We start from the raw sequence: 22,435 nt of genomic DNA on the forward strand, positions 1-22,435 counted from the left end.
CGCCATCACCGTCTTCTGAATTAAAAAAGAGGCTCTGCCGTTATATTCACTGGAAGCGAAATAATATGAACGTTAATTTCTTTGTTACCTGCATCGGCGATGCGCTTAAATCGCGCATGGCCCGCAACAGTGTATTGCTGCTCGAACAGTTGGGTTGTCATGTCCAGTTTCCGGAAAAGCAGGGGTGTTGTGGTCAACCGGCCATTAATAGCGGCTACATTGCCGATGCGTTGCCGGGCATGAAAGCGCAGATTGCTGCGCTGGAAATCAACGACGATCCCATTATTTCCCCCGCCGGATCCTGTATGAACGCGATTCACCATTATCAGAACTGGCTGAGCGATGAACCTGAATGGGCAGCGCGCGCGGCGAAGATTGCTAACCGGATGGTCGATCTGACCTCCTTTATTGTTAACCAGCTTGGTGTGACGGATGTCGGCGCGCGCCTGCCGGGACGGGCTGTTTACCATCCGTCATGCAGCCTGTTTCGTAAGCTGGGCGTACGCGATGAACCGCTGGCATTGTTACGTGAAGTGCGTGAACTGGAAATCGTCCCGTTTGGCGCCCAGGAAACCTGTTGCGGTTTTGGCGGCACATTTTCGGTCAAAATGGCCGAGATTTCCGGTGAGATGGTGAAGGAAAAGGTCGCGCATCTTATGGAAGCGAAACCGGATTATGTGATCGGCGCGGATGCCAGTTGCCTTATCAATATTGGCGGACGCTTGCAGCGCGAAGGCCACAACGTTCGTGTGCTCCACATTGCTGACGTGCTGATGAGCCGCTAAGGAAGCAACATGTTTCTCAAAACCAGTAACCTCCCTTTTTATGATCGGGTTCAGCAGCAAATTGACGATCCGGTGATGCGCCATGCCGTTGCCAACGCGCAGGATCGCATTGGCACCAATCGCCAGAAAATGATCGATGAACTTGAAAACTGGCCTGACTGGCGTTCACGCGCCGCAGAAATCCGCGCCCATGTTCTCGAGAATCTGGATGCTTATCTCTATCAATTGAGTGAAAAGGTCAGCGCGAATGGCGGCCACGTCTTTTTTGCCGACACCCGTGAAGATGCCACCCGTTATATTTTGCAGATTGCGCAGCAGAAGCAGGCCCGCAAAATCGTCAAATCAAAGTCGATGGTGACCGAAGAGATCGGGATGAATGCCGCGCTGGAAGGGGCAGGTATGGAGGTCGTGGAAACCGATCTGGGCGAGTATATTCTGCAACTCGCCAAAGATGCACCTTCGCATGTGGTTGTCCCTGCCATCCATAAAGACCGTCAGCAAATTCAGCGCATTTTGCGCGAGAAACTGGGCTACGAGGGCACCGATACCCCGGAAGCGATGACGCGCTTTATTCGCCAGAAGATCCGTGCTGATTTCCTTAACGCCGATATCGGCATCACCGGATGCAACTTTGCAGTAGCGGAAACCGGGACACTCAGCCTGGTGAGCAACGAGGGCAATGCCCGGCTCTGCACCACCGTGCCACGAACGCATATTGCCGTGATGGGTATGGAGCGCGTGGTTCCCACCTTTACTGAGCTGGACATCATCCTGACCATGCTGGCCCGCAACGCGGTGGGCGCCCGGCTTACGGGTTACAACACTTGGCTTACAGGACCGAAAAAAAGCGCGGAAAGCGACGGGCCTGAAGAGTTCCATCTGGTGATTGTCGACAATGGTCGCTCACAGGTACTGGGGTCTCCTTTTCAGGATATCCTGCGCTGCATACGCTGCGGTGCCTGCATGAATACCTGCCCGGCCTACCGCCATATCGGCGGGCACGGCTACGGCTCGATTTATCCTGGCCCGGTTGGCGCGGTGCTTTCGCCGTTGCTCGGTGGCTATGACGATTTCAAAAACCTGCCTTATGCCTGCTCGTTATGCACGGCCTGCGATGACGTCTGCCCGGTTCGTATTCCCTTGTCTTCACTGATCCTGCAGCACCGCCGCACGCTGGCGGAAAGCGGAATGACACCCGCAATGGAGAGGCATACCGTCCATCTGTTCAATTACGCTAACCGCCATCACTCGCTGTGGAAGGTCGGGATGGTCGCGGGCGCACGCGCCGCGCAACTGATGATTCACAACGGGAAGATGCCTTTTAGCATCGCGGCTATCCGCAAATGGACGGAGGCCCGCGATCTGCCCGCAGCGGATGGCGAAAGTTTCCGCAGCTGGTTTAAAACGCATCAAAAGCAGCGTAAAAACGGGGAGGAAGCATAATGGAAAACCGCGATGCCTTCATGCAAAAGCTTGCCCGGCAGCTCGGCCGCGAGCCGCGTCAAATCCCGCAATCACTGCCTGTGACGCACTCTGCGCCGCTGAAAAGCCGCTATGCCGGGCAGATTCAGCAGCAGCCTTGCGACAGTTTCATGGAATATGCAACACAGGTGATGCAGGCTCACTGCGAACGGGCTCCGCAGGCCACGCTTCCCCAGGTTGTCGAACGGATCTGTCAACAATACGGCGGCGGCCCGGTAGTGATGAGCGGCGACGCCAGGCTGGCAGAAGCGGGCGTTACGGCGCATTTGCAGAACGCTTTCCCGACAACGTGCTGGGCCTCGCCTGAGAGCGAAGAAAATCTGCGCAACGCCGCCGCTGCCAATATCGGCGTGGTCTTCGCCGAATACGGGCTTTGTGAAACCGGCGGCGTAGTGCTGTTTTCTTCTCCGTTGCAAGGACGCGCCATCAGCCTGCTTCCTCCAACCACGTTATTTATTCTCTATAAGAGCCGCTTACTGGCTGGCGTTACACAGCTGGCTCAGGTTCTGCAGCAACGGGTGCAGTCCGGTGAATCTCTCCCTTCCTGTATCAATCTTATCGCCGGGCCAAGTTCGACGGCGGATATTGAGCTTATTAAAGTGGTGGGCGTTCATGGGCCATTGAATGCGGTTTATTTGATTGTTGAAGACTGTTAAGGCAATTAGCAGGCCAGGCTGAGATTTACGGTCACAATGATTTTTTAGTCAGGGATATCTATTGCGTGACGGATTTCCCTGACTCTGCCAATAAAAAGGTGTGGAAATGGGAAAAGAGAGCTCATTATCCCTGATGAGTTTAACCATTCAGGATATTCTGCAATGGATAGAGTGCAATATTGCAGAGCCGTTGCCGCTGGGCGTGTTAGCGCAAAAATCGGGATATTCTGCGTGGCATTTTCAGCGAGGTTTTAAAAAAATAGCCGGTATGTCGCCAGGCATGTATATACGGTATCGAAAAATGGTTATCGCCCGCGAATTACTGACCGAAACCAATCGCTCAATTACTGAAATTGCCCTGCATCTCGGTTACCAGCAGCAGTCAACATTCTGTCGGGCGTTTCGGGAACATTATCAGCGGACGCCAAGACAATATCGTCTTCAGGTTCAGATCGGGAGCGTTAAGGGTAATAACTGAGAATATAACGTGCGCTGGGTTTTAATGGTTTATTAATAATACATCATAACATCATGTATTATTTTTATAGTAATGCGCGAAATATGCCGCCTTTTAGGTATTATTCGGAGACATTATTGCCTTCAGGTCATTGGTAAGCACCGCTACCCGATTTTCCAAAGTAGCCAGCACGAGGCCTTTTTTATCCTCTACACTAACCAGTGAATAGAATGGTTCACTATTCGTGCAGGTTAAACGTGATATTGTAAAATCATCATGATGTGGTATTAATGCGCGATAATTCCCTTCAGAAATAAACATAAAACGGGCATCAGGATGCTTGTTAAGCAACATATATTTATTCTTGCAAAAGAAAGTGTCTCGTGTGTCATATTTCAGAGCAAATTCAAAACCGAATTTGATGATGGAAAGCGTCTGTACATTAAATGCAATATATGAAATGTAGCCAATAATAAAAAGTGGGGCGAAGATTGATATTGAATAATTAAAGTCAACAGGAGACTTTTTCTTTACCTTTTTTGTTTGCAGTGTGATAAACGACAAAAAGGAAATGAAAATAAAGTAAATGATGTAATAGAAGATGAAAATAAAAAGTAACGCAGTGACTACCGTTACGAGTTTATTAAATGTAGTGTCAAAAGGAATATCCCATGAATTAGATGTTAGTGAACGTGCGAGATAATATGAAATCAATGACACGATTATCCATGAATATTTAATTGCAAATTTTACTCTTCGAGCTATGATTTTTTCTTTGTTGTCGATTGATTTTATATGAGATGCGATAGTGTAGATAATTGATATTGCGGTTATGAAAATCAATGAATTCGGAATGACGATACCGGTATAATTAGAAACTTTAAAGGAAATACAGGTCAGAAAAAACAGGAATGCTGAAAGCAATGCCGCTCTTGGTGTTTTCTTATGATGTTTCCGAAAGCGTGTGATAGGTTTATTAAATGATTTCTCATTCGAGTAATATTGCACGATTAGCCCGCTGAAAATAATCATACCCAACCAAATAATGATCGGGTATAGCGGCGTTTTCTTCGGTGTAACTAAAAATATTGCCATGTAGAACAGTAAAAAATGCGCGACACCAAAGTTTAATGAGTTCCATGTTTTTTTCATCGAAAAACCTTTTTTATAATGAGTTATTCCACTGAGTGTTATATCTAATCCAGGGTGCAGGTTACTGCTGCTGGCCCAGGACAGACAAGTCTATCTCGCTAAAAGTCTGCTTAGAGCGAAAAAGAGAGGTTCTGCCGCTTGTGCAGAGGGGCCGCAACAGAACGTCGCCAGTTAAGGACCATCCCAAAATGGGCTGGTCGATAATTACAACGCCGGATTGAGCGCTTTCTGGCGTACAAGCAGTCGTACCTGCTTACCACGATAGTTAATATAATTTTGAAACTGAAAACCAAAGCGCTCAGCTAAATAATTTGAACGTTTGTTCTCTTCATCAATAATACAGCACACTGGAGAGGAAAATGTTTTATCGGCCCACCGTAAAATTGCGGCCAGCGCTTCAGTCGCATAACCTTTGCCATGTACTTCTGGCATTAACGTCCATCCCGCTTCAGGGTATTCCAGAGCAGGCGTGATATCACGATGAGCATCCTGAAAGCCAAACGAACCAGCATAACGGTTTGTTGATTTTTCAAATACTGCCCAATAACCATAACCCAACATCTGCCAGTGCCCGATATCGCGTAATAAACGGGTCCAGACCATTTCCGGCGTTGGACTCTCTCCGCCATTAATCTTAATCATTTCTGGTGTCGCCCAGCATTCCATGAGCGCCTGGAAATCTTCGAGTGTAAATTGCTTTAAAATCAGGCGTTCTGTTTCAAGCTGCGGCGCTTGCTGTGTCATCATTGTCCCCCTTATTCCTTGCTTTAAGATTTGTCTAATTTACCATCGGGAGCGGATTCTTTGCGAAAAAATCAATAAAAGAGGGCAAGGTCTGCTTCTGGCTCTCTGGCAGCTATACCGGCTCCTTCATGCGCAGTGCGCGCAATCTGGGACGTGTCTACCGCCGTGTTTTTCGTCTGACGCTGGCGGAGGCCATTCATCGCCAGCGCGTACTGATGGCGGAGAAGTTGCTGCTCAGTAATTCGCTGTCGCTAACCGAAGTCGCTCGTCAGTGCGGATTTAATGACACCAGTTACTTTCGGCAGATCTTCCGAAAACTGACCGGGTGACGCCCACAGGATTTATTGCCAGGCGTAAGAGGGTTTCACTTAGGGTAGGGAGAGGGAGACGTTTGGCGATGTAAGGTTCGCGAGGAGTGAACAGCAGACGTTCACAACCATCTTCGCGCGTGGCATTGTATCAGGTGGGATGCATCGACAAGTCCACCAAATCGCAAGAATGAAGAATCAGGATTTTTTCTCTTCTGCGGTTTCAGGTTAGGTATCAGAGGATTAAGACGGGCGCGGAACTAAACTTTATGCACATGAATCGTAGAAAATTTATCCTCGGTAGTGCGGTTTTATTAGCCAGTCCGGCTTTGGCCTGGGAGTTGCCCAGGCCAGGCACAACGCTGCCAAACCTGACACTTGCACAGATTCAGGAAGATCTTTTATTCCTCAGAGCACAATGGGCGCCTCTGGAAAAGAGCTTTAATCCATCACAGCGCGTAACCTTTAATAAGTTTATAGATAATGCTGTGGCAAGAGCTGCGACAGCATCGCCAGCAGACCTGGTTCTGGATGTCATGCAGGCTGTTGCTATTCCACGTAATGGGCACACAGCTCCCATGGTAGGACACCTTCTGGACTCTCTGCCAATAAAGTTATGGTGGTTTTCTGACGGGCTTTACATACTGAGTGTCGCTCCTGGTTATGAATCCATTCTTGGTTCACGTGTTGAAAAATTTGGGCAACTGACAACTATTGAGAGCCTTGAGCGTGTAGCACCTTATATTTCGGGCACAGATCAGCGGATCCGTTATCTAAGTGCGAGCTATCTGACGAGCAAAATGGTTCTGGACCGCATAGGTGTTTTGTCGTCACAAAGCCGCATTTCCCTGACACTACGTCTGAGGAATGGAGAAACAAAAACAGTTAGCTTAAGTGTCAGTAAGCCAGATTATTATGACGCCCGCGAACCCATACTTTTCGGATGGTCCTCACTCATTCCAGATGAAAAAGGCAAAGAAAACCGTTGGACACATGTGCTGGATGAGGCCGAAAAACGCTCACCTGGATATGGAAAACCAGAACCCCTGTCTGTGCAGTGGATGGGTGACGGAGAAAAAATACTCTATATCCGTAGTAATTTTATTCATAGCATGGGGAAAGATTCACTTGCCGATGCATTATTGTTTGGAGTCATACAAAAACAGGTTGTGCCTAAAAAACCCAGGTTCATTGTTGTGGATTTACGGCTGAATAATGGAGGAAATTTCTTCGAAACAATGCTGTTCTCGCAAACATTACCGAAGCTTCTTCCACGTGACGGACAAATATTTGTGCTTGTGAGTCGTGCTACTTTTTCAGCTGCACTGGTCACCGTTGCCACGCTAAAACGTGCTAATCCTGCCAAAGTAATTCTGATAGGTGAAACAATGGGTGACAACGGTCATTTTTGGGCTGAACCAGAAACCATAACACTGCCGAACTCCAGAATTCAGGTTTTCTATAGCACTAAGTTCGAGGATTTTGAACAGGGCTGTGCCGGTAACATCGATTGTTACTGGCCTGCAGCCGTCTTTGCTCAAAGCTCCATCAGTCTTGCGCCGGAAGTAAAAATAGCGGTGCCATTTATCGATTATGCTATGGGTCATGATCCTGTGTTGGACGCAGTTATTGACCGGACAAAATGATTACCTGGTATTCTGACCTGCTCACCGTTGATTAACACACTCTGATGTCAGCAATGTCCGCCTCTGGCACGAAGCGGACCCCCTAAAGAGATGCCGTCCGCTCGCGCTAAGCAAAAAACGGACATCCAGCCGCTCCGCCACCGGATCGGCAATCCTCTCCGTCAGGTCAAGTTCGACGCTCAGTTCAGGATACTGGCGGGCGAGTTGCCCCATCACCGGCAATACATAGCCCCCCGAGCGTTCATTACTCACAACGTTGTGCATGAATCAATAGGGAGCAGGTCGACTGAAACAGAATCCAATTTTGGCAGCAGGTACACATTTTTTAATTGTACAGAGACTATTCTCAGCTAAACAAAATAAAACAGGAGGTCTAACGTGTACAATTCTATTCTGGTTCCTATCGATATTTCTGAAACAGACCTGACTCGCCAGGTCATACCCTTTGTTCAGGCGCACGCTGTGATGAATACCGCCAGGGTGCATTTTCTCACGGTTATCCCCTCGTTACCGTATTATTCAACGTTGGGTTTGGCCTATTCGGTTGAAATGCCGAAAATGAAAGAAATCCAGCAGGCGGCGTTAGCAAAACTGGATGAGCTTGCTCAGCTATTTAAACTGCCAGCCGAAAAGATCCAGACCCATGTTGTAACCGGATCACCAAAGGATCAAATCCTCAAGCTCGCCGATTCGATTAATGCGGATTTAATCATCATTGCCTCCCATCGGCCTGATATATCTACCTATCTGTTAGGTTCAAACGCGGCAGCAGTGGTGAGACACGCCAAATGTCCTGTTCTGGTCGTCCGGTAACATGTTCCGGACGGGCCAGAAAAAGGGAACCCGGAGAAGACAGGCGTTTCCTGCCTTCTCCTGAGGTGCGACAAGCTCAAAGGAACCTGGCACAGTTAACGGAAAGCCCCCCGCTGGAACAGGTGATATTTTCTATTTTCCACACAGACAGGCTTTATAACCCCCGGTCATTTCGAATTGCCGAAGCTTTGCAACGTTGCAATGCTGGGTAATATCGACGCCTGCGCAGGGCAGGATGACCCCGTCAGAATTTACTGAGAAGTCTGCCGGTTGCCAGAATATGTAGCCAGACTGAAGCCGGTTATTCCTGATTATGAGTGGATTATATTCGCGGTAAGGATCATTGGTATCGCCGCAAGAGGGAGAGAATAGACATTACTGATAAAGTCTCGAAACGTACGGCCGATAAATACGAAAACTGCTGTTTACCTCTCATGTCACAATACGATGGCTGGAGTATGGTCGATACTCTACAAAGCGTTCGCGCCGAATAACCATAATGACAGGGGGATGCTGTCAACAATGCCACTGAAAATACTGAAAATTATCCACCACAGGATCAGTATCTACACGCTTTCAATAGTGTTAACATTCGGCGTCCTGTACGGGGCAGGGCTAGGGGTATATTATTACTATATTCATGAAAAAATTGAAGATTATGCTGATTTAATTCTGGCGCGCGCCGACAGTCTGATCGCGCAGGTAAAACTGATTGACGGGCTTCGGCAGGAGTTCGCAGTCTATGAGCCATGCAGTAGCCAGTACCTGAATGTGCTGCGAAAACGGCTCTGGCCTTACCCCTTGATTAAGGATATCGCCTATGTCGATGATGAGAAAATTATCTGCTCGGCCCTTTGGGGAAAACTGAATTCACCGCTTTCTTTAAATTTATTCAGAAATAAGGTTAATCGGGGAAGCTATACCTGGGTATTTGATGCTTTTATAGAGGAGAATATTACCGCAAATGTTCTTTATACTGATAACTTCGCCATAACGGTCTCTCCTTTTGCCTTCCAGCGTTTCTGGGAGGAAGCCAATAAAATGGGTTTTGATGCCGTCATAGGTGATTTTAAACATGAAAATCATTTTTTCATGATCGGGAAAAATACGGAATTACTGGAATCGATAGAGCATAATAAAACGCATTCTTTGTTGTACTTTACTGAGCATTCCTGTAATAGTGTGAATGATGTTTGTGTTATTGCCGGAACCTCACTCTCGCTCTTTTTCAAAAATAATACTTATATTCTGGTGTTTTTATTTGGTTTATCCTTTATTATCGGTTTTTTGATTGGCACTCTATATGTTAATAACTTATCACATAAACAGTCATTACTTACGCGACTGGAAAATGCAATTCTACATCGGGAGTTACATTTCGTTTATCAACCCATCTACAAAGTTAAAGACCGGAATATAACAGGCGTGGAGGCGCTTTTACGCTGGACGGATCCTCAAATAGGATATATTGGCCCTGATATATTTATTCCGCTCGCGGAAAGAAATGGCTTAATAAACAAGATTGGCCAGTATGTGGTTGAGCATGCCATCAGGGAGTGTGCGCCCATATTGCTGAACAACGATATCACTTTAAGTATCAACGTGAGTTGTGCTGATATCTGTTCTGCGGAATTCCGTGAAAAACTGCTGAGCACGCTAAAAAAAGAAAACGTCGCAGGTGAGTCTATTATCCTTGAAATCACGGAAAGACAAAGTTTCGGAACAGATGATATCAAGCAAGCTATGGGTTTTTTTAAGGGTACCGGTATCATGTTTGCACTTGACGATTTCGGAACCGGTTATTCAAATCTGAACTGGCTTTCGTTGCTTGACGTGGATGAAATTAAAATTGATAAATCATTAACTGACTCGATAGGGACTGAATCTATCAATAAACATATTCTTCCTGGCTTAATCGAGATGTTTAAAAACATTCCTAAAATAGTGGTCTTCGAAGGAGTGGAAACTGAAATGCAGTATCAGTTCCTTAAAGAAAATGTACCTGAGTGCTGTGTACAGGGATGGTATTTCGCAAAAGCCGTTCCTTTAAGCGAACTCCGTGCTGTCCTTCCGGGTTAAAGGGCGATCATCCCTGGTGCCCTGGGAGATGGTTGTTGAACCCGTGGCGATTGACTGCCGGGAATAAATATTAACCAGCCAAAATGGCGACTGACAGCTTTCTTTTTCTGACTTATACTGCTTGCAAGGTGATGGCGTTCCACCTTTCCCAACCGCCCCGTCCGGGGCTGATGACGCCTGATATGACTCTTGATTTTCAGGAGGTATGTCAGGCCGTCGATAAATCCTTCCGGCCTGTGTACTTCCCTTAACGGGGATACATCTTTGATCAATGTTTTTGGCCATCTTAACCCTGACAGCGACGCTATCTGCACCGCAGCCGTGACGGCGGGCTGGCTCAACCGGTGTAACCGTCCCGCCCGTGCCTGGCGGCCCGGTGAAGCGAACCCTGAGACACGCTATATTTTTGAATCTGCAGGGCTAACCCTGCCGCCCTTGCTTGATATTCCACTGAAAGGTCAACAGGTATGGCTGGTCGATTTTACCGAACCGGCACAGGGGCCTGCTGACCTTCTTCAGAGCAATATCATCGGGATTATCGACCATCACCGGCTGGGCGGTCTGGTCACGCAACTGCCACCGGAGGTCTGGATTAAACCGGCAGGCAGCAGCGCGACAGTACTCTGGCTGTTGATGGATGCAGAAATGCGCCGCACGATGCCTCCAACTCACGCCATTCTGCTTCTTGGCGCGCTGCTCAGCGACACCGTTAATCTGCGCTCCCCCACCACGACGGAAGACGATATCCGTACAGCCACTGAACTCTGCGTCCTGTCGGGGGTAAAACGCAGGGCGTTTGCCCGTGGGCTCCTGACAGCCAAAACCGACATCACCGGACAGTCAGCAGAGCAGCTTCTGAAGAAAGACCTGAAGGCCTTTTCGCTCGCCGGTACGGATGTGCGTATCGCACAACTGGAGATCAGTTCACCTGACCAGGTCACTCCCGTACAGGATGCACTGCAAAATGCGATGGCGCAGATGGCGGTGACAACGGGAGCCGGACTTATCGTGTTGATGGTGACCGATATCTATGAATGCTGCTCCTCACTCTATTTTGCCGGGCCAGAGGGTATCAACACAGCCCCATGCTGCGTACCGGGCATGGTCAGCCGGAAGAAACAGCTTCTGCCCTGGCTGGAACACTTCCTCAGTCAAAACCGGAGACAGCCATGAAAATCTACACACATGCACTTGTTCTTGTTCAGGGGAAAGAGGATGGCGTACCCCTTCTCGCACTGGCGGCAACGCTCTCCCGTCTGCTGCAAATGAAAATCACACTTGCTCATATCTGCAATGACTATCGGGAAATGAACTACGTATCGGACGGACTGATGGACGATGCCGTATCAAAAGATGTTGTTCAGGCGAAGGCGCTGTTCAGTGAGCTGACGTCCTCTGTGGCTGAACATGTTGACGCTCGTGAGCTGGTCACCATGCGGCGTTTTGAAGATGTACAGAAATGCATCACCGACACCGGTGTGGACCTGGTGATTGCAGGCCACCGGAACCGTTTTATGGGAGCACTGACGTCCCGTTCGGCTGAATACGTTAACCACCTGAACGTAGACGTTCTGATTAAACACATTCACGACTGAGCTACAGGAGAACTGTATGAATTTTCTACTTGAAAAAGTCACCGCCCGCGAAATTCTTGACTCTCGCGGTAATCCCACTGTTGAGGTGGATGCTTTTACTTCTGACGGGCAGATGGCGCGTGCGTCGGTACCGTCCGGTGCCAGTACCGGTTCAAGAGAGGCAACGGAGCGCCGCGATGGCGATACAAAGCGCTTCGGTGGGAAAGGGGTACGTGATGCCGTTAAGGCAGTGGAGACAGAAATCTGCGACGCCGTCAGGGGAACCGATGTGCGGGAGCAGTGGCGACTGGATAATCTGATACGGGAGCTGGACGGCACGGAGAACAAAAGCCGGCTCGGCGCTAATGCCATTCTGGGTGTTTCGCTGGCGGTGGCCAGACTGGCTGCTCAGGTCACCCGTCAGCCACTTTACCGCTATCTCGGCGGACTCAACGCCAGCCTTCTGCCGGTTCCGTGCATGAATATTATTAACGGTGGCGTTCATGCCCGTGGCCAGGGCGCCGATTTTCAGGAATTCATGATAGCGCCGCACGGTGCGTCATCGCTGGCTGAGGCCGTTCGTCAGGGCAGTGAGGTCTATCAGGCTCTGCGCCAGATCCTTCTGTCCCGACACCTCTCCGCTGCGGTGGGTGATGAAGGGGGATTTGCCCCGGCTGTCTCCTCGAACCGTGATCCTCTGGAATTCATTGTTCAGGCTATTGAGAAAGCCGGCTACCGGCCGGGGGAAGATATCAGTATCTGTATGGACCCGGCGTCCAGCGAATTTTACCGTGACAGGAAATATCATCTTCGCACCGAAAACAGCGCCCTGAGCGCTGAAGAGATGACGGATTATTATGGTGAACTGATGAGCCAGTTCCCCATTGTCCTGCTTGAAGATGGGCTTGCTGAGGATGACTGGGCAGGCTGGAAACATCTGTATGAGAAACTTGGCGAGCGCGCCGAACTGGTCGGTGACGACCTTTTCGTCACGAATGTGAAGTATATCCGCCGGGGTATTGAAGAAAACCTGGCCAGTGCGGCGCTCATCAAACTCAACCAGATTGGTACGCTGAGCGAGACGTTCGACGCAGTTTCGCTGTGTCATGAAAACGGCTGGGGCGCTTTTATTTCGCACCGCAGCGGTGAAACCATGGACACGTTTATCGCCGACATGACGGTGGCGCTGCGGGCGGGGCATCTGAAAACCGGCGCGCCCTGTCGCGGTGAACGCATTGAAAAATACAATCAGCTTATGCGCATTGAGCAGGAACTGGGCAGTGAAGCCCGCTATGCGGGTATTAAGGCATTTGTTCGCCGTGGTTGACCGAAAGTTTCTTTCCATCGCTTCCGCCCGGAACACTGGTGGTTAACCTGTTGGGGGCTTTTATTATCGGTGCCGCAATGGCCTATTTTATGCGCCACCCTCAGCTGGATCCTGCCTGGAAACTGCTGATTGTTACCGGTCTGTGTGGCGGGCTGACCACCTTTTCAACCTTCTCGGTGGAAGTCTTCACATTACTGCAGGTGGGAAATTACTTATGGGCCTTCACTTCCGTACTGATGCACGTGGTGGGGTCGCTGCTGATGACTGCGGCGGGTTTTTACCTGATAACATTACTTGTATGAAAGTTACAGCGCAGCGCTGGTCAAATCATCGCAACGGTTTCTGGTGGCTACAGGCGAAAAGTACAGGTTATACCGGCAAAAACGGCCGACCGATTACTGATGATCCTTAAAACATGCGATCAGCATGTCAGTTAGAATTCTGACTTTCTGTGCCGGATGCTGGCCTGGCGGGCGAACAACATAGATGCCCGCCGGCGGCGGTGGATAGCGTGTCATTATTGGCACCAGTGCGCCCGAGGCAACGTAGGGGCGGGTCACGCCATCAGGGAGCCAGGCGATGCCGAGCCCTTCGATTGCAGCAGCAGCCAGGGCCGTCGCGTTGTCGGCTTTGAAACGCCCCTGAGGGTTCACCGTCACAATCTTCTTTCCATCCATAAATTGCCAGGCTTCCGTTCCCTGCATCAGAGCATGATGATTGACCAGCTCTTTGGGATTATCAGGCGCGCCGTGCATTTTAATGTACTGCGGGCTCGCCACGAGTTTTCCGTAAATGGGTCCGACGCGTCTTGCCATCAGGCTGGAATCCGGCAGATAACCCACCCGGATGGCACAATCAAAACCTTCAGCAATGAGATCAACGAACCGGTCACTAAAGGAAAGATGAATATGGAGCCGCGGGTGGTTTAGCGCCATTCTCGCCAGGACCGGGGCGAAGTCTGCGGGGCCGAAAGAGAGCGATACGGCCACCCGCAAACGGCCACGAAGATCGCCGGTGGGCAGGAGGGTTTCCCTTGCTGCCTCAATCTCGGCACAGGCCCTGGCGGCATATTCCCGAAACGTGCTACCCGCTTCCGTTAGCGCGGCGCCACGCGTTGTCCGGGCAAGAAGCTGGGTACTAAGCTCCGTTTCAAGCCGGGCGAGCCGTCGGCTGACAATGGATTTGGATACGCCGAGCCTGCGTGCGGCAGGCGAAATACCTCCCGTATCAGCGACTTCCACGAAGGTGAGCAGATCATCAATGTCCATGAAGCGTTCCCCCTGTTGCGTCTTGCCGTGCCTGGAAAAGCCGTGTTCCATTATTGTCAGCCAGCACTGATGTGTCCATTTTTTGAGCGTCTTAGCCTCACGGCGATCATCCTTGCAGGAAATGGGCGCTCTTGTGATGCCGCCAAATTCAGGGAGGAGGCTGATGTTGAAGCCACTGGGAACCCATACAGGTCGTTGCCATCGATCGGCAGGGCGCAGCCGGAGTAATCCCGGCTTCGCCCCACGTTTTAACCTGCGCTGCCCGGAACCGGGGTGCTAAGCAGTTGCTGCTCCCACAAGTAGGCAATACCGCTGCCCGCTGAGTGCTGAATGATCACCTTATTCAGCTCTGCGGCACTCTCCGTCCTGGCCCAGTCCCGCTGCCACTCTGCCGCCAGCGCCAGCCAGGTCATCATATTTACCCCGGCGGCGGTCATGCGGAGTATGGCCACCTGATGCGCCTCGACGGACACCGCACCCGATGCGTCAGTAATGACTGTCACATCCCAGCCCTCGCCAGCCGCCTGGATTGCGGGCATCGCGACACAAATGTCGGTCCACAGGCCCGCGATGATGAGCTGCTTGCGACCCGTTGCCTTAACGGCATCCACCACCTTTGGATCTTCCCAGGTATTAATGAAAGTCCGATCGATCACCTCCTGGTCGGGGAATACGTCAGTGATTTGGGGAAAAATAAGGCCGCCACGTTCGGCAATCACGCTGGTCAGGATTGTCGGAACCCCAAAAACCCTGGCGGCTTTCGCCAGCGCGGCGGAATTGTTGACCACCGCGTGTGGATCGTGGCTGTTCAGATTGGTGAGTTGGTAAGGTTGGTGATCAATCAAAACCAGTACAGAATCTTCAGGGCGAAGAAGCGAAGTAAGGCCATTGCGAAAGGTCATGCATGCTCCTCTGATACCGTTATAAGGTTAATGTGGTTTTTAAGGTGGGCACTCTGGCACCACCTGATTCGGATACTGGCACTTCTCCCCAGCCTGCGGTAGGGCTCTTTCCCGACTTACTCTGTTGCATAAAATGGAACGCCACGCCCGTGACCAGCAGTGCTCCGCCAGTTTTATCGACCATGAAAATGCTGATGAACTTGATGCCGGGATCGTTTTGCGGGGCCGCGATCTGCTTTTCTTATCGATCCTGTGAATCGGTGTTAAGCAATGCAATAAACGCGTCGAGATGGCGGGTTTTCGCACCGCGCCGCCACACCAGCCAGGTGGTGAGCCAGCGCCAGTTCTCCGCCAGCGGCCAGGCTTCTACCTGGTGATGGCCAGGCATGCTTTCCAGCATGCTGCGCGGTATCAACGCCAGCCCGGCACCGGCAATCACGCAGGCCAGCATGCCGTGGTAAGACTCCATCTCATGGATTTTGCCGGGTGTTGCGCGATCGGCCTGGAACCAGCTTTCAAAATGGCGGCGGTAGGAGCAGTTGGCGCGAAAGGCATAAATGCTGGCGCCGTTGACCTGCGAGGCGCGGGTAATGGTTTCATGGCCGACCGGGGCGACGATCATCATCTCTTCGCGGTAGACCGGAATACCTTCCAGCCCCGGATGCATAATCGGCCCGTCAACAAACGCGGCGCTGAGTTGCCCCTCCAGCACGCCTTCGATCATCGTACCGGAAGGGCCGGTGGCGAGATCAAACTGAATGCGCGGGTAGCGCTGGTTATACTGCGCCAGCGTCGCCGGAATCCGCACGGCGGCGGTGCTTTCCAGCGCGCCGAGTGAGAACAGCCCTTGCGGTTCGTCGCCTGCTACCACCATGCGCGCTTCATCGACCAGCGCCAGAATTTGCTGGCTGTAACGCAAAAAACTGTGTCCGGCGGGCGAAAGCCGCAGGCGCTGGTTCTCACGGATGAACAGATCGACGCCAAGATCGGACTCCAACTGGCGAATGCGCGTGGTGAGGTTGGACGGCACGCGATGCACCTTTTGCGCCGCCTGGGTAATGCTGCCGGTCTGCGCCACCGCGTTAAACATCTCAAGCTGTGTTAAGTCCATACCATTCTCTCATTGTGAATACTGGAGTTAATATTATTCAGTTTTCAGAAATAGCAAACTCGGCCACTATTGCGCAAGTCCTGAACACTTTTATGGGAGACGTTATGTCAATTTCCGCGACAACACATGCGATTTCAGTCAATCCGGCCACCGGGGAAACCCTGCGCGCAACGCCGTGGGCGAGCAGTGAAGAGGTGGATGCCGCGCTTGAACTGGCAGCCAGCGGTTATCGTCAGTGGCGGCAGGTCGCCGTTGCTGAGCGTGCGCAAACACTACGCGATCTCGGCGCAGCGCTCAGAGCGCGGGGTGAAGAGATGGCGCAGATGATGAGCCAGGAGATGGGCAAACCCATTTTGCAGGCACGCGGCGAAGTGAATAAATCCGCCGCGCTGTGCGACTGGTATGCCGATCATGGCCCGGCGATGCTCGGCAGCGAAGCGACGCTGGTGGAAGAGAATCGCGCCACGATTGAGTATCGTCCGCTGGGGCCGATTCTGGCGGTTATGCCGTGGAACTTCCCGCTGTGGCAAGTGTTGCGCGGTGCGGTGCCGATTTTGCTGGCAGGCAACAGCTACCTGCTGAAACATGCGCCGAACGTGCTGGGATGCGCGCAATTGATAGCGGAGATTTTCGTGCAGGTCGGGCTCCCGCAAGGGGTGTTTGGCTGGGTGAATGCCACCAATGAGGGCGTAAGCCAGGCAATTAACGATCCGCGCATCGCTGCCGTCACCGTGACCGGCAGCGTTCGCGCCGGAGCGGCAATTGGTGCCCAGGCCGGTGCGGCGCTGAAAAAATGTGTGCTGGAACTCGGCGGCTCCGATCCCTTTATTGTGCTCAACGATGCCGATGTGGATCTGGCGGTGAAAGCGGCGGTGGCCGGGCGTTATCAGAACACCGGACAGGTTTGTGCGGCGGCCAAACGCTTTATCGTTGAAGAGGGCATTGCGCAGACGTTCACCGAGAAATTCGTTGCCGCGGCTGCGGCGCTGAAACAGGGCGCGCCGGATGTCGAAGAGAACTACCTTGGCCCGATGGCGCGTTTTGATCTGCGCGATGAACTGCATGCGCAGGTACAGGCCAGTATAAAAGAGGGCGCGAAGCTGGTGCTCGGTGGGGAAAAAGTGCCGGGCAGCGGCAATTATTACCCGGCCACGGTACTGACGCAGGTGACGCCAGAGATGACGGCTTTCCGCCAGGAGCTGTTTGGCCCGGTCGCCGCCATCAGTATTGCCCGCGATGCGGAGCATGCGCTGCAACTGGCGAATGACAGTGATTTCGGTTTGTCGGCCACGGTCTTTACCGCGGATTCTGCGCAGGCGCAGCAGTTTGCTGAACGTCTGGAGTGCGGCGGCGTGTTTATCAATGGCTTCAGCGCCAGCGATGCCCGCGTGGCCTTTGGCGGCGTGAAGAAGAGCGGTTTTGGTCGCGAGCTGTCACACTTCGGTCTGCATGAATTTTGCAACATCCAGACCGTGTGGAAAGACCGGCTGTAAGGTAAACGCGCCCCGGCGGGGCGCGTCACCTCTGGCTGTCATGGGAGTGTCATGATCCTTTTGTAGACTCACAGCAACCTTGTGGTTATAGAAGAATATCATGAACTTAACGCAAATTTTTCGCCGTATTTTTCGGCGTATTGCTCCACGACAGTTTGGTTTGTTGGCCGGAATTTTTTGTATCATCGGTCTCTTTTCCGCGCTACAAATCACCTCATCCATCGTCCTTTCCGCGTCGTTACGCGACACACAAACCAGCGAACAACGGAACCAGCAGGCGCATCTGCAACAGGTACGGGTCGATGAAGCCCGCATCGCATTGCTGACCGCCAGCGATCTGCTGAACCGCGCGGGCGTCTATTTTATGCAGGATAAAGAGACCGGCTCGGATGGCAGCTGGCACAGCCTGATGGATGAAACCAAAAAAGCGCTCGACGATTCGCAAAAAGCCTGGCAGGCCTGGCTGGCGCTCAATCCACCGAAAGACGAAGGGCTGATTAACAGCTACCAGATGTTTTATGGCGCGCTGAAAGAGCAGGCGGACGGGCTGGTAAAAACCCAGTCGATCGACGCGTTTTTCGCCGTACCGGCGCAGGCGTTTCAGGCCGATTTTAACGACAATTACGCCCGCTTCCAGCAGGCCAGCGAAACGCGCGCGGAGCAGGGCAGACAGGCGCTGATGTCAACGCTTGCGCAGTTGCAACATGTCTTCATGCTGGTTCCCGCATTGCTGCTGGTGATTGCCGTGCTGGTGTGGTTTGCCATGTCGCGTTGGGTTATTACGCCGCTGCGCAGGCTGATTGCGCATATCAATGTGCTTGCCGCCGGGGATTTGGGGACGCCGTTGCCATCGGTCCAGCGTTTTAACCGCGAAATCGATCAACTGGGCATGAGCATCGGCACGATGCAGCAGGGGCTGCAACAGCTGGTGATGCAGGTCAGTGATGCCACCTCTTCAATGGTTGAGACCATTGGCAGCCTGGCGGAAGGCAACCAGTCGCTGTATCAACAGTCGGCGAAACAGGCGCAAGAGCTGACCGATGTGACGGAACATATCGCCACGCTGGAGTCGCATGTTGAGGGCAACAGCGGTTTTGCCGAGCAGGCCCGTCAGCAGGCGGATGAAGCGCGCAAAGTGGCGGAAGGCGGCGATCGGATGATGGATACAGTGACACAGTCGATGCGCGAAATCGTCGAACGCTCGGCAGAGATGCGCAATATTGTGTCGCTGATCGATGGTGTCGCTTTCCAGACCAATATTCTGGCGCTGAATGCCGCGATTGAAGCGGCGCACGCCGGTAATCACGGCCGCGGTTTTGCGGTAGTGGCGAAAGAAGTCGGGCTGCTGGCGCGCAAAAGCAGCCACTCCACGCAAACCATTCAGCAACTGATCAACCACTCATTGCAGGGCATTAACGACGGCACCGCTGCCGTCAGCCGGCTGGAAGATAACCTGCAAAAGGTGACCGGGCTGGTGGCGCATTTAAGCGCGGTGCTGAGCGAAATATCGGCCGCCACGCTGAGCCAGGGCGAAAGCATTCACAAGATGACACGCCGCCTGCACTCACTGAACAGCGTGTCCCGCCGCACCGATGAACTGGTTTCGACCGCCACCCAGGCTTCTGAGCAGTTGCATCATGACTCTCACCAGCTACTGCAAGCGGTTGCGCGTTTTCGTCTTCCGGCCTGACGCCGCCGGGTAGCTCTGCTATACTCGCAGGCCATTTTTGGCCTGTGGGCAAGGGGTTAACGTGGCAACGGTGATGGGAAATGAGGTTCTGGAAGCGGTGCTTGCGCAGGTTCGTCCGCTGCTGGGACAAGGTAAGGTCGCCGATTATATTCCGGCGCTGGCCTCGATCAGCGGCAACAAGCTGGGCGTGGCGGTCAGCACCGTTAACGGCGAACATTTCCGCGCGGGGGATGCCGACGAGCGTTTCTCCATTCAGTCGATCTCTAAAGTGCTGAGTCTGGTGGTGGCGATGAACCACTACGCGGAAGAGGAGATCTGGCAGCGGGTGGGTAAAGATCCCTCCGGCCAGCCGTTTAATTCGCTGGTGCAACTGGAGATGGAGCAGGGCAAACCGCGCAACCCGTTTATCAACGCCGGGGCGCTGGTGGTCTGCGACATGCTGCAAAGCCGTCTCAGCGCGCCGCGCCAGCGGATGCTGGAAGTGGTGCGCAAACTCTCCGGCGTGCCGGATATCGCCTACGACAGCGCGGTGGCCCGCTCCGAGCTGGAACACTCGGCGCGCAATAACGCCATCGCCTGGCTGATGAAATCCTTCGGCAACTTCCATAACGATGTCCCGACGGTTTTACAGAACTATTTCCACTACTGCGCACTCAAAATGAGCTGTGCGGAGCTGGCACAAACCTTCCTGTTTCTCGCCAATGGCGGCCATGCCGCGCACATCGCATCCCCGGTGGTTTCCGCGCGTCAGGCGCGTCAGGTGAATGCGCTGATGGCGACCAGCGGCATGTATCAGAATGCCGGGGAATTTGCCTGGCGCGTCGGCTTACCGGCGAAGTCAGGCGTGGGCGGCGGGATCGTGGCAGTTGTGCCGCAAGAGATGGTGATTGCCGTCTGGAGCCCGGAGCTGGATGCCACGGGAAACTCGCTGGCCGGTGTCGCCGTGCTGGAGGCGTTAACGCAACAACTGGGGAGATCCGTGTACTGATGGCTGATTTAGCACCGCTGTTTGCGCGTCTGGAGCGTTCCACTTTTCGCTCCCGGTTTCGCCTGGGTGTGAAAGAGCGACAATATTGTGTGGATAAAGGCGCGGAGGTGATTGCCCGCCATGCGGCAGATTTCGTCGCGCAGCGGCTGTCACCCGCTGAACCGCAAAACGATGGCAAACAGACACCCATGCGTGGCCATCCGGTGTTTATTGCCCAGCACGCAACGGCTACCTGCTGTCGCGGTTGTCTGGAGAAGTGGCACCATATCGCGCGCGGTTACCCATTAACAGAAACGCAACAACAGTATATTGTTGACGTCATTTACCAGTGGCTGGTTATCCAGATGAATTCGCCGCGCTAAGTACGGCGCCTCCCGCAGGGGATTAAACGATTTATCGAACGTGGCTTCTGCCAGTGATATGGATTGAGATTTGATGCGTGCATTTTTTTCAACCCCTTTCCGCCCGTTGCGGGAGGAGGCTCCGCTCACTAACGCGGTCGTTATTTTTATCCTGACCACACTGTTCTATTTTCTCGGCGCGATGATGCGCCTGGTCGAAGAGCTGTCGCTGTTCTGGCCGCTCAATGCGGTGATGGCCGGGGTGTTTGCCCGCTACGCTTTTCTCCACCGCTGGCATTACTATCTTATTAGCTACGCCGCGATGCTGGTTTACGATGCGATCACCACCAGTTGGGGCATAGCGTCGCTTGTCATCAACTTCTCAAACATGGTGTTTATCATCACCATGGCGCAGCTTATTGGCGCAAAACGACGCCAGATGATTAAGACGCCGGAGCCGGGCAGTGCCCTGATGCTGTTTGGTTATTGCCTGCTGGCCGCGCTGCTGTGCGGTTTCTTCGGCGCGATAGGGTCGGTCGGCATTAACGGCCAGGGTTTCTGGCCGTTGCTGGCCGACTGGTTTGGCGAACAGTTTTCCACCGGCGTGCTGATCCTGCCGGGGGTGCTGACCATGAGCTGGCCGCGCAAGCCGCTGCACTTCTCCCTGCGACGGGGCATGCCGGTTGTCGCCGTTGTCGTCTCGGTGATTGCGTCGGTGGCGATCGGCGGGGCGGGCAGCCTGGCGTTTCCCCTACCGGCGTTGATCTGGTGCGCGGTACGCTATTCCCTGCCGTTTACCTCGTTGATCACGCTGTTGACCGGCGGCGTGGAAATTATCCTCGTCTCCAGCAGTGTGATTGATATCTCGATCGCCTCGCCGATGGAGATCCCGCATATGCTCTCTGCGCGCCTGGGGATTGCCACCATGGCGATCTGCCCGGTGATTGTCTCCGTCAGCGTCGAAGCGATTAATCGCCTGATGCGCCAGGTCTCTCTGCGCGCGGATTTCGATTTTCTCACCTGCGTTTATTCACGTTCGGGGTTGTATGAAGCGCTGAACCACGATGACAAACGCTTTGCCGATAAGCATTTATCGGTGATGCTGCTGGATATCGACTATTTTAAAAGCGTGAATGACAGCTACGGACATGAGTGCGGCGACCAGGTTCTGGCCTCCTTTGCGCAGCAGATCCAGCGGGTGTTGGGCGATCGCGGGGTGGTGGCGCGCATGGGCGGCGAAGAATTTGTGGTGGTGGCAACCACCCTTGATCCGCAAGAGGGTGTGCAACTGGCTGAAACGCTGCGCCTTTCGGTGGCGAATCATCCCTTCCAGTGGCGGCAGCAGACACTGCATTTGACGGTCAGTATTGGCATCAGCAGCGGCAAAACCGATGCCTGGCAGTTAACGGAGAGGTTTAATGCGCTGCTGGCGACCGCTGATGAAAACCTCTACCGGTCGAAAAAACAGGGTCGAAATCGCACGACCCGGAGCGATGTGGCGGCGAAACCTTCCGCGACCGCGCCAGTGCAGCTTGATAATTAACTCCGCAATTGATGCCAGAAGCAATTAATATCCTTAACTTATTAAATTGCTTGCTACTCATTTTTAAGGTTAATAC

Annotated in this window: 20 protein-coding genes, 2 pseudogenes and 1 riboswitch; of the genes and pseudogenes, 17 read left to right on the top strand and 5 right to left on the bottom strand. The window is 52.7% G+C overall.

From position 1 onward, the window contains the following. The first annotated feature begins 65 nt into the window (after positions 1-65). The 4 genes from C0557_RS11140 (at position 66) to C0557_RS11155 (ending at position 3,401) form a co-directional block, all read left to right on the top strand. Positions 66-785 (top strand): (Fe-S)-binding protein, encoded by a 720-nt coding sequence (locus C0557_RS11140; RefSeq protein ID WP_208658476.1) that lies wholly within the window; start codon positions 66-68, stop codon positions 783-785. Positions 786-794: 9 nt separating this feature from the next. Next, positions 795-2,228: a LutB/LldF family L-lactate oxidation iron-sulfur protein gene (locus C0557_RS11145; RefSeq protein ID WP_208658477.1), complete on the top strand. Its 1,434-nt coding sequence runs from the start codon at positions 795-797 to the stop codon at positions 2,226-2,228. Further along, a complete protein-coding gene (locus C0557_RS11150) occupies positions 2,228-2,923 on the top strand; it encodes a lactate utilization protein C (protein ID WP_208658478.1) in 696 nt (231 codons plus the stop codon). Before C0557_RS11145 ends, C0557_RS11150 begins: the two co-directional genes overlap by 1 nt. Before the next feature lie 106 nt (positions 2,924-3,029). After that, on the top strand, positions 3,030-3,401 hold the full coding sequence (locus C0557_RS11155; protein WP_208658479.1) for a helix-turn-helix transcriptional regulator: 372 nt from the start codon (positions 3,030-3,032) through the stop codon (positions 3,399-3,401). Positions 3,402-3,494: 93 nt separating this feature from the next. On the opposite strand, the gene C0557_RS11160 is transcribed toward C0557_RS11155, so the two are convergent. Next, positions 3,495-4,532, bottom strand: a complete 1,038-nt coding sequence (locus C0557_RS11160) for a hypothetical protein (RefSeq protein ID WP_208658480.1) — start codon at positions 4,530-4,532, stop codon at positions 3,495-3,497. A 204-nt stretch (positions 4,533-4,736) separates the two neighbouring features. Then, a complete protein-coding gene (locus tag C0557_RS11165; protein ID WP_208658481.1) occupies positions 4,737-5,279 on the bottom strand; it encodes a GNAT family N-acetyltransferase in 543 nt (180 codons plus the stop codon). Positions 5,280-5,410: 131 nt separating this feature from the next. On the opposite strand from C0557_RS11165, the pseudogene C0557_RS11170 reads away from it, so the two are divergent. The 8 genes and pseudogenes from C0557_RS11170 to crcB all read left to right on the top strand — a co-directional run. Continuing rightward, positions 5,411-5,605, top strand: a pseudogene (locus C0557_RS11170) (helix-turn-helix domain-containing protein); the annotation flags it as partial. Between the two features lie 248 nt (positions 5,606-5,853). Further along, positions 5,854-7,230 carry a peptidase S41 gene (locus C0557_RS11175; RefSeq protein ID WP_208658482.1) on the top strand — a complete coding sequence of 459 codons (1,377 nt, stop codon included), beginning with the start codon at positions 5,854-5,856 and terminating at the stop codon, positions 7,228-7,230. 378 nt (positions 7,231-7,608) lie between these two features. Then, positions 7,609-8,043, top strand: a complete 435-nt coding sequence (uspF, locus tag C0557_RS11180; protein WP_074779387.1) for a universal stress protein UspF — start codon at positions 7,609-7,611, stop codon at positions 8,041-8,043. 447 nt (positions 8,044-8,490) lie between these two features. Beyond that, complete coding sequence (locus tag C0557_RS11185) at positions 8,491-10,122, top strand: EAL domain-containing protein (protein ID WP_253073809.1); 1,632 nt, start codon at positions 8,491-8,493, stop codon at positions 10,120-10,122. A gap of 118 nt (positions 10,123-10,240) precedes the next feature. Continuing rightward, positions 10,241-10,309, top strand: a riboswitch (Fluoride riboswitch). 77 nt (positions 10,310-10,386) lie between these two features. Next, positions 10,387-11,295 (top strand): DHHA2 domain-containing protein, encoded by a 909-nt coding sequence (locus C0557_RS11190; protein WP_208658483.1) that lies wholly within the window; start codon positions 10,387-10,389, stop codon positions 11,293-11,295. Beyond that, positions 11,292-11,717: a universal stress protein gene (locus C0557_RS11195; protein WP_074779391.1), complete on the top strand. Its 426-nt coding sequence runs from the start codon at positions 11,292-11,294 to the stop codon at positions 11,715-11,717. The genes C0557_RS11190 and C0557_RS11195 overlap by 4 nt, the downstream gene beginning before the upstream one ends. A gap of 16 nt (positions 11,718-11,733) precedes the next feature. Next, positions 11,734-13,023 carry a phosphopyruvate hydratase gene (gene eno, locus C0557_RS11200; RefSeq protein ID WP_208658484.1) on the top strand — a complete coding sequence of 430 codons (1,290 nt, stop codon included), beginning with the start codon at positions 11,734-11,736 and terminating at the stop codon, positions 13,021-13,023. A 5-nt stretch (positions 13,024-13,028) separates the two neighbouring features. Beyond that, positions 13,029-13,325, top strand: a pseudogene (crcB, locus tag C0557_RS11205) (fluoride efflux transporter CrcB); the annotation flags it as partial. 93 nt (positions 13,326-13,418) lie between these two features. Here the strand turns inward: crcB and C0557_RS11210 are convergent. The 3 genes from C0557_RS11210 to C0557_RS11220 all read right to left on the bottom strand — a co-directional run bounded on the left by C0557_RS11210 (position 13,419) and on the right by C0557_RS11220 (position 16,304). Next, a complete protein-coding gene (locus C0557_RS11210) occupies positions 13,419-14,291 on the bottom strand; it encodes a LysR family transcriptional regulator (protein ID WP_208658485.1) in 873 nt (290 codons plus the stop codon). 248 nt (positions 14,292-14,539) lie between these two features. Beyond that, complete coding sequence (locus tag C0557_RS11215) at positions 14,540-15,193, bottom strand: hydrolase (RefSeq protein WP_208658486.1); 654 nt, start codon at positions 15,191-15,193, stop codon at positions 14,540-14,542. 241 nt (positions 15,194-15,434) lie between these two features. Continuing rightward, positions 15,435-16,304, bottom strand: a complete 870-nt coding sequence (locus C0557_RS11220; RefSeq protein WP_074779400.1) for a LysR family transcriptional regulator — start codon at positions 16,302-16,304, stop codon at positions 15,435-15,437. 104 nt (positions 16,305-16,408) lie between these two features. Between C0557_RS11220 and sad the strand changes: the two genes are divergently transcribed. From sad to C0557_RS11245, 5 genes are all read left to right on the top strand, one after another. Then, positions 16,409-17,797, top strand: a complete 1,389-nt coding sequence (gene sad, locus C0557_RS11225; RefSeq protein WP_208658487.1) for a succinate-semialdehyde dehydrogenase — start codon at positions 16,409-16,411, stop codon at positions 17,795-17,797. A gap of 100 nt (positions 17,798-17,897) precedes the next feature. Next, entirely contained in the window at positions 17,898-19,487 is a 1,590-nt protein-coding gene (locus C0557_RS11230) for a methyl-accepting chemotaxis protein (RefSeq protein WP_208658488.1), read from the top strand. A 73-nt stretch (positions 19,488-19,560) separates the two neighbouring features. Continuing rightward, entirely contained in the window at positions 19,561-20,475 is a 915-nt protein-coding gene (glsB, locus tag C0557_RS11235; RefSeq protein ID WP_371813265.1) for a glutaminase B, read from the top strand. Further along, entirely contained in the window at positions 20,475-20,837 is a 363-nt protein-coding gene (locus C0557_RS11240; protein ID WP_208658490.1) for a DUF4186 domain-containing protein, read from the top strand. Before glsB ends, C0557_RS11240 begins: the two co-directional genes overlap by 1 nt. A 73-nt stretch (positions 20,838-20,910) precedes the next feature. Continuing rightward, complete coding sequence (locus C0557_RS11245) at positions 20,911-22,359, top strand: GGDEF domain-containing protein (protein ID WP_208658491.1); 1,449 nt, start codon at positions 20,911-20,913, stop codon at positions 22,357-22,359. The last annotated feature ends 76 nt before the right edge of the window (positions 22,360-22,435 follow it).

Origin of the sequence: Kosakonia sp. MUSA4, assembly GCF_013085925.1 — a bacterium.
Taxonomy (GTDB): domain Bacteria; phylum Pseudomonadota; class Gammaproteobacteria; order Enterobacterales; family Enterobacteriaceae; genus Kosakonia; species Kosakonia sacchari_B.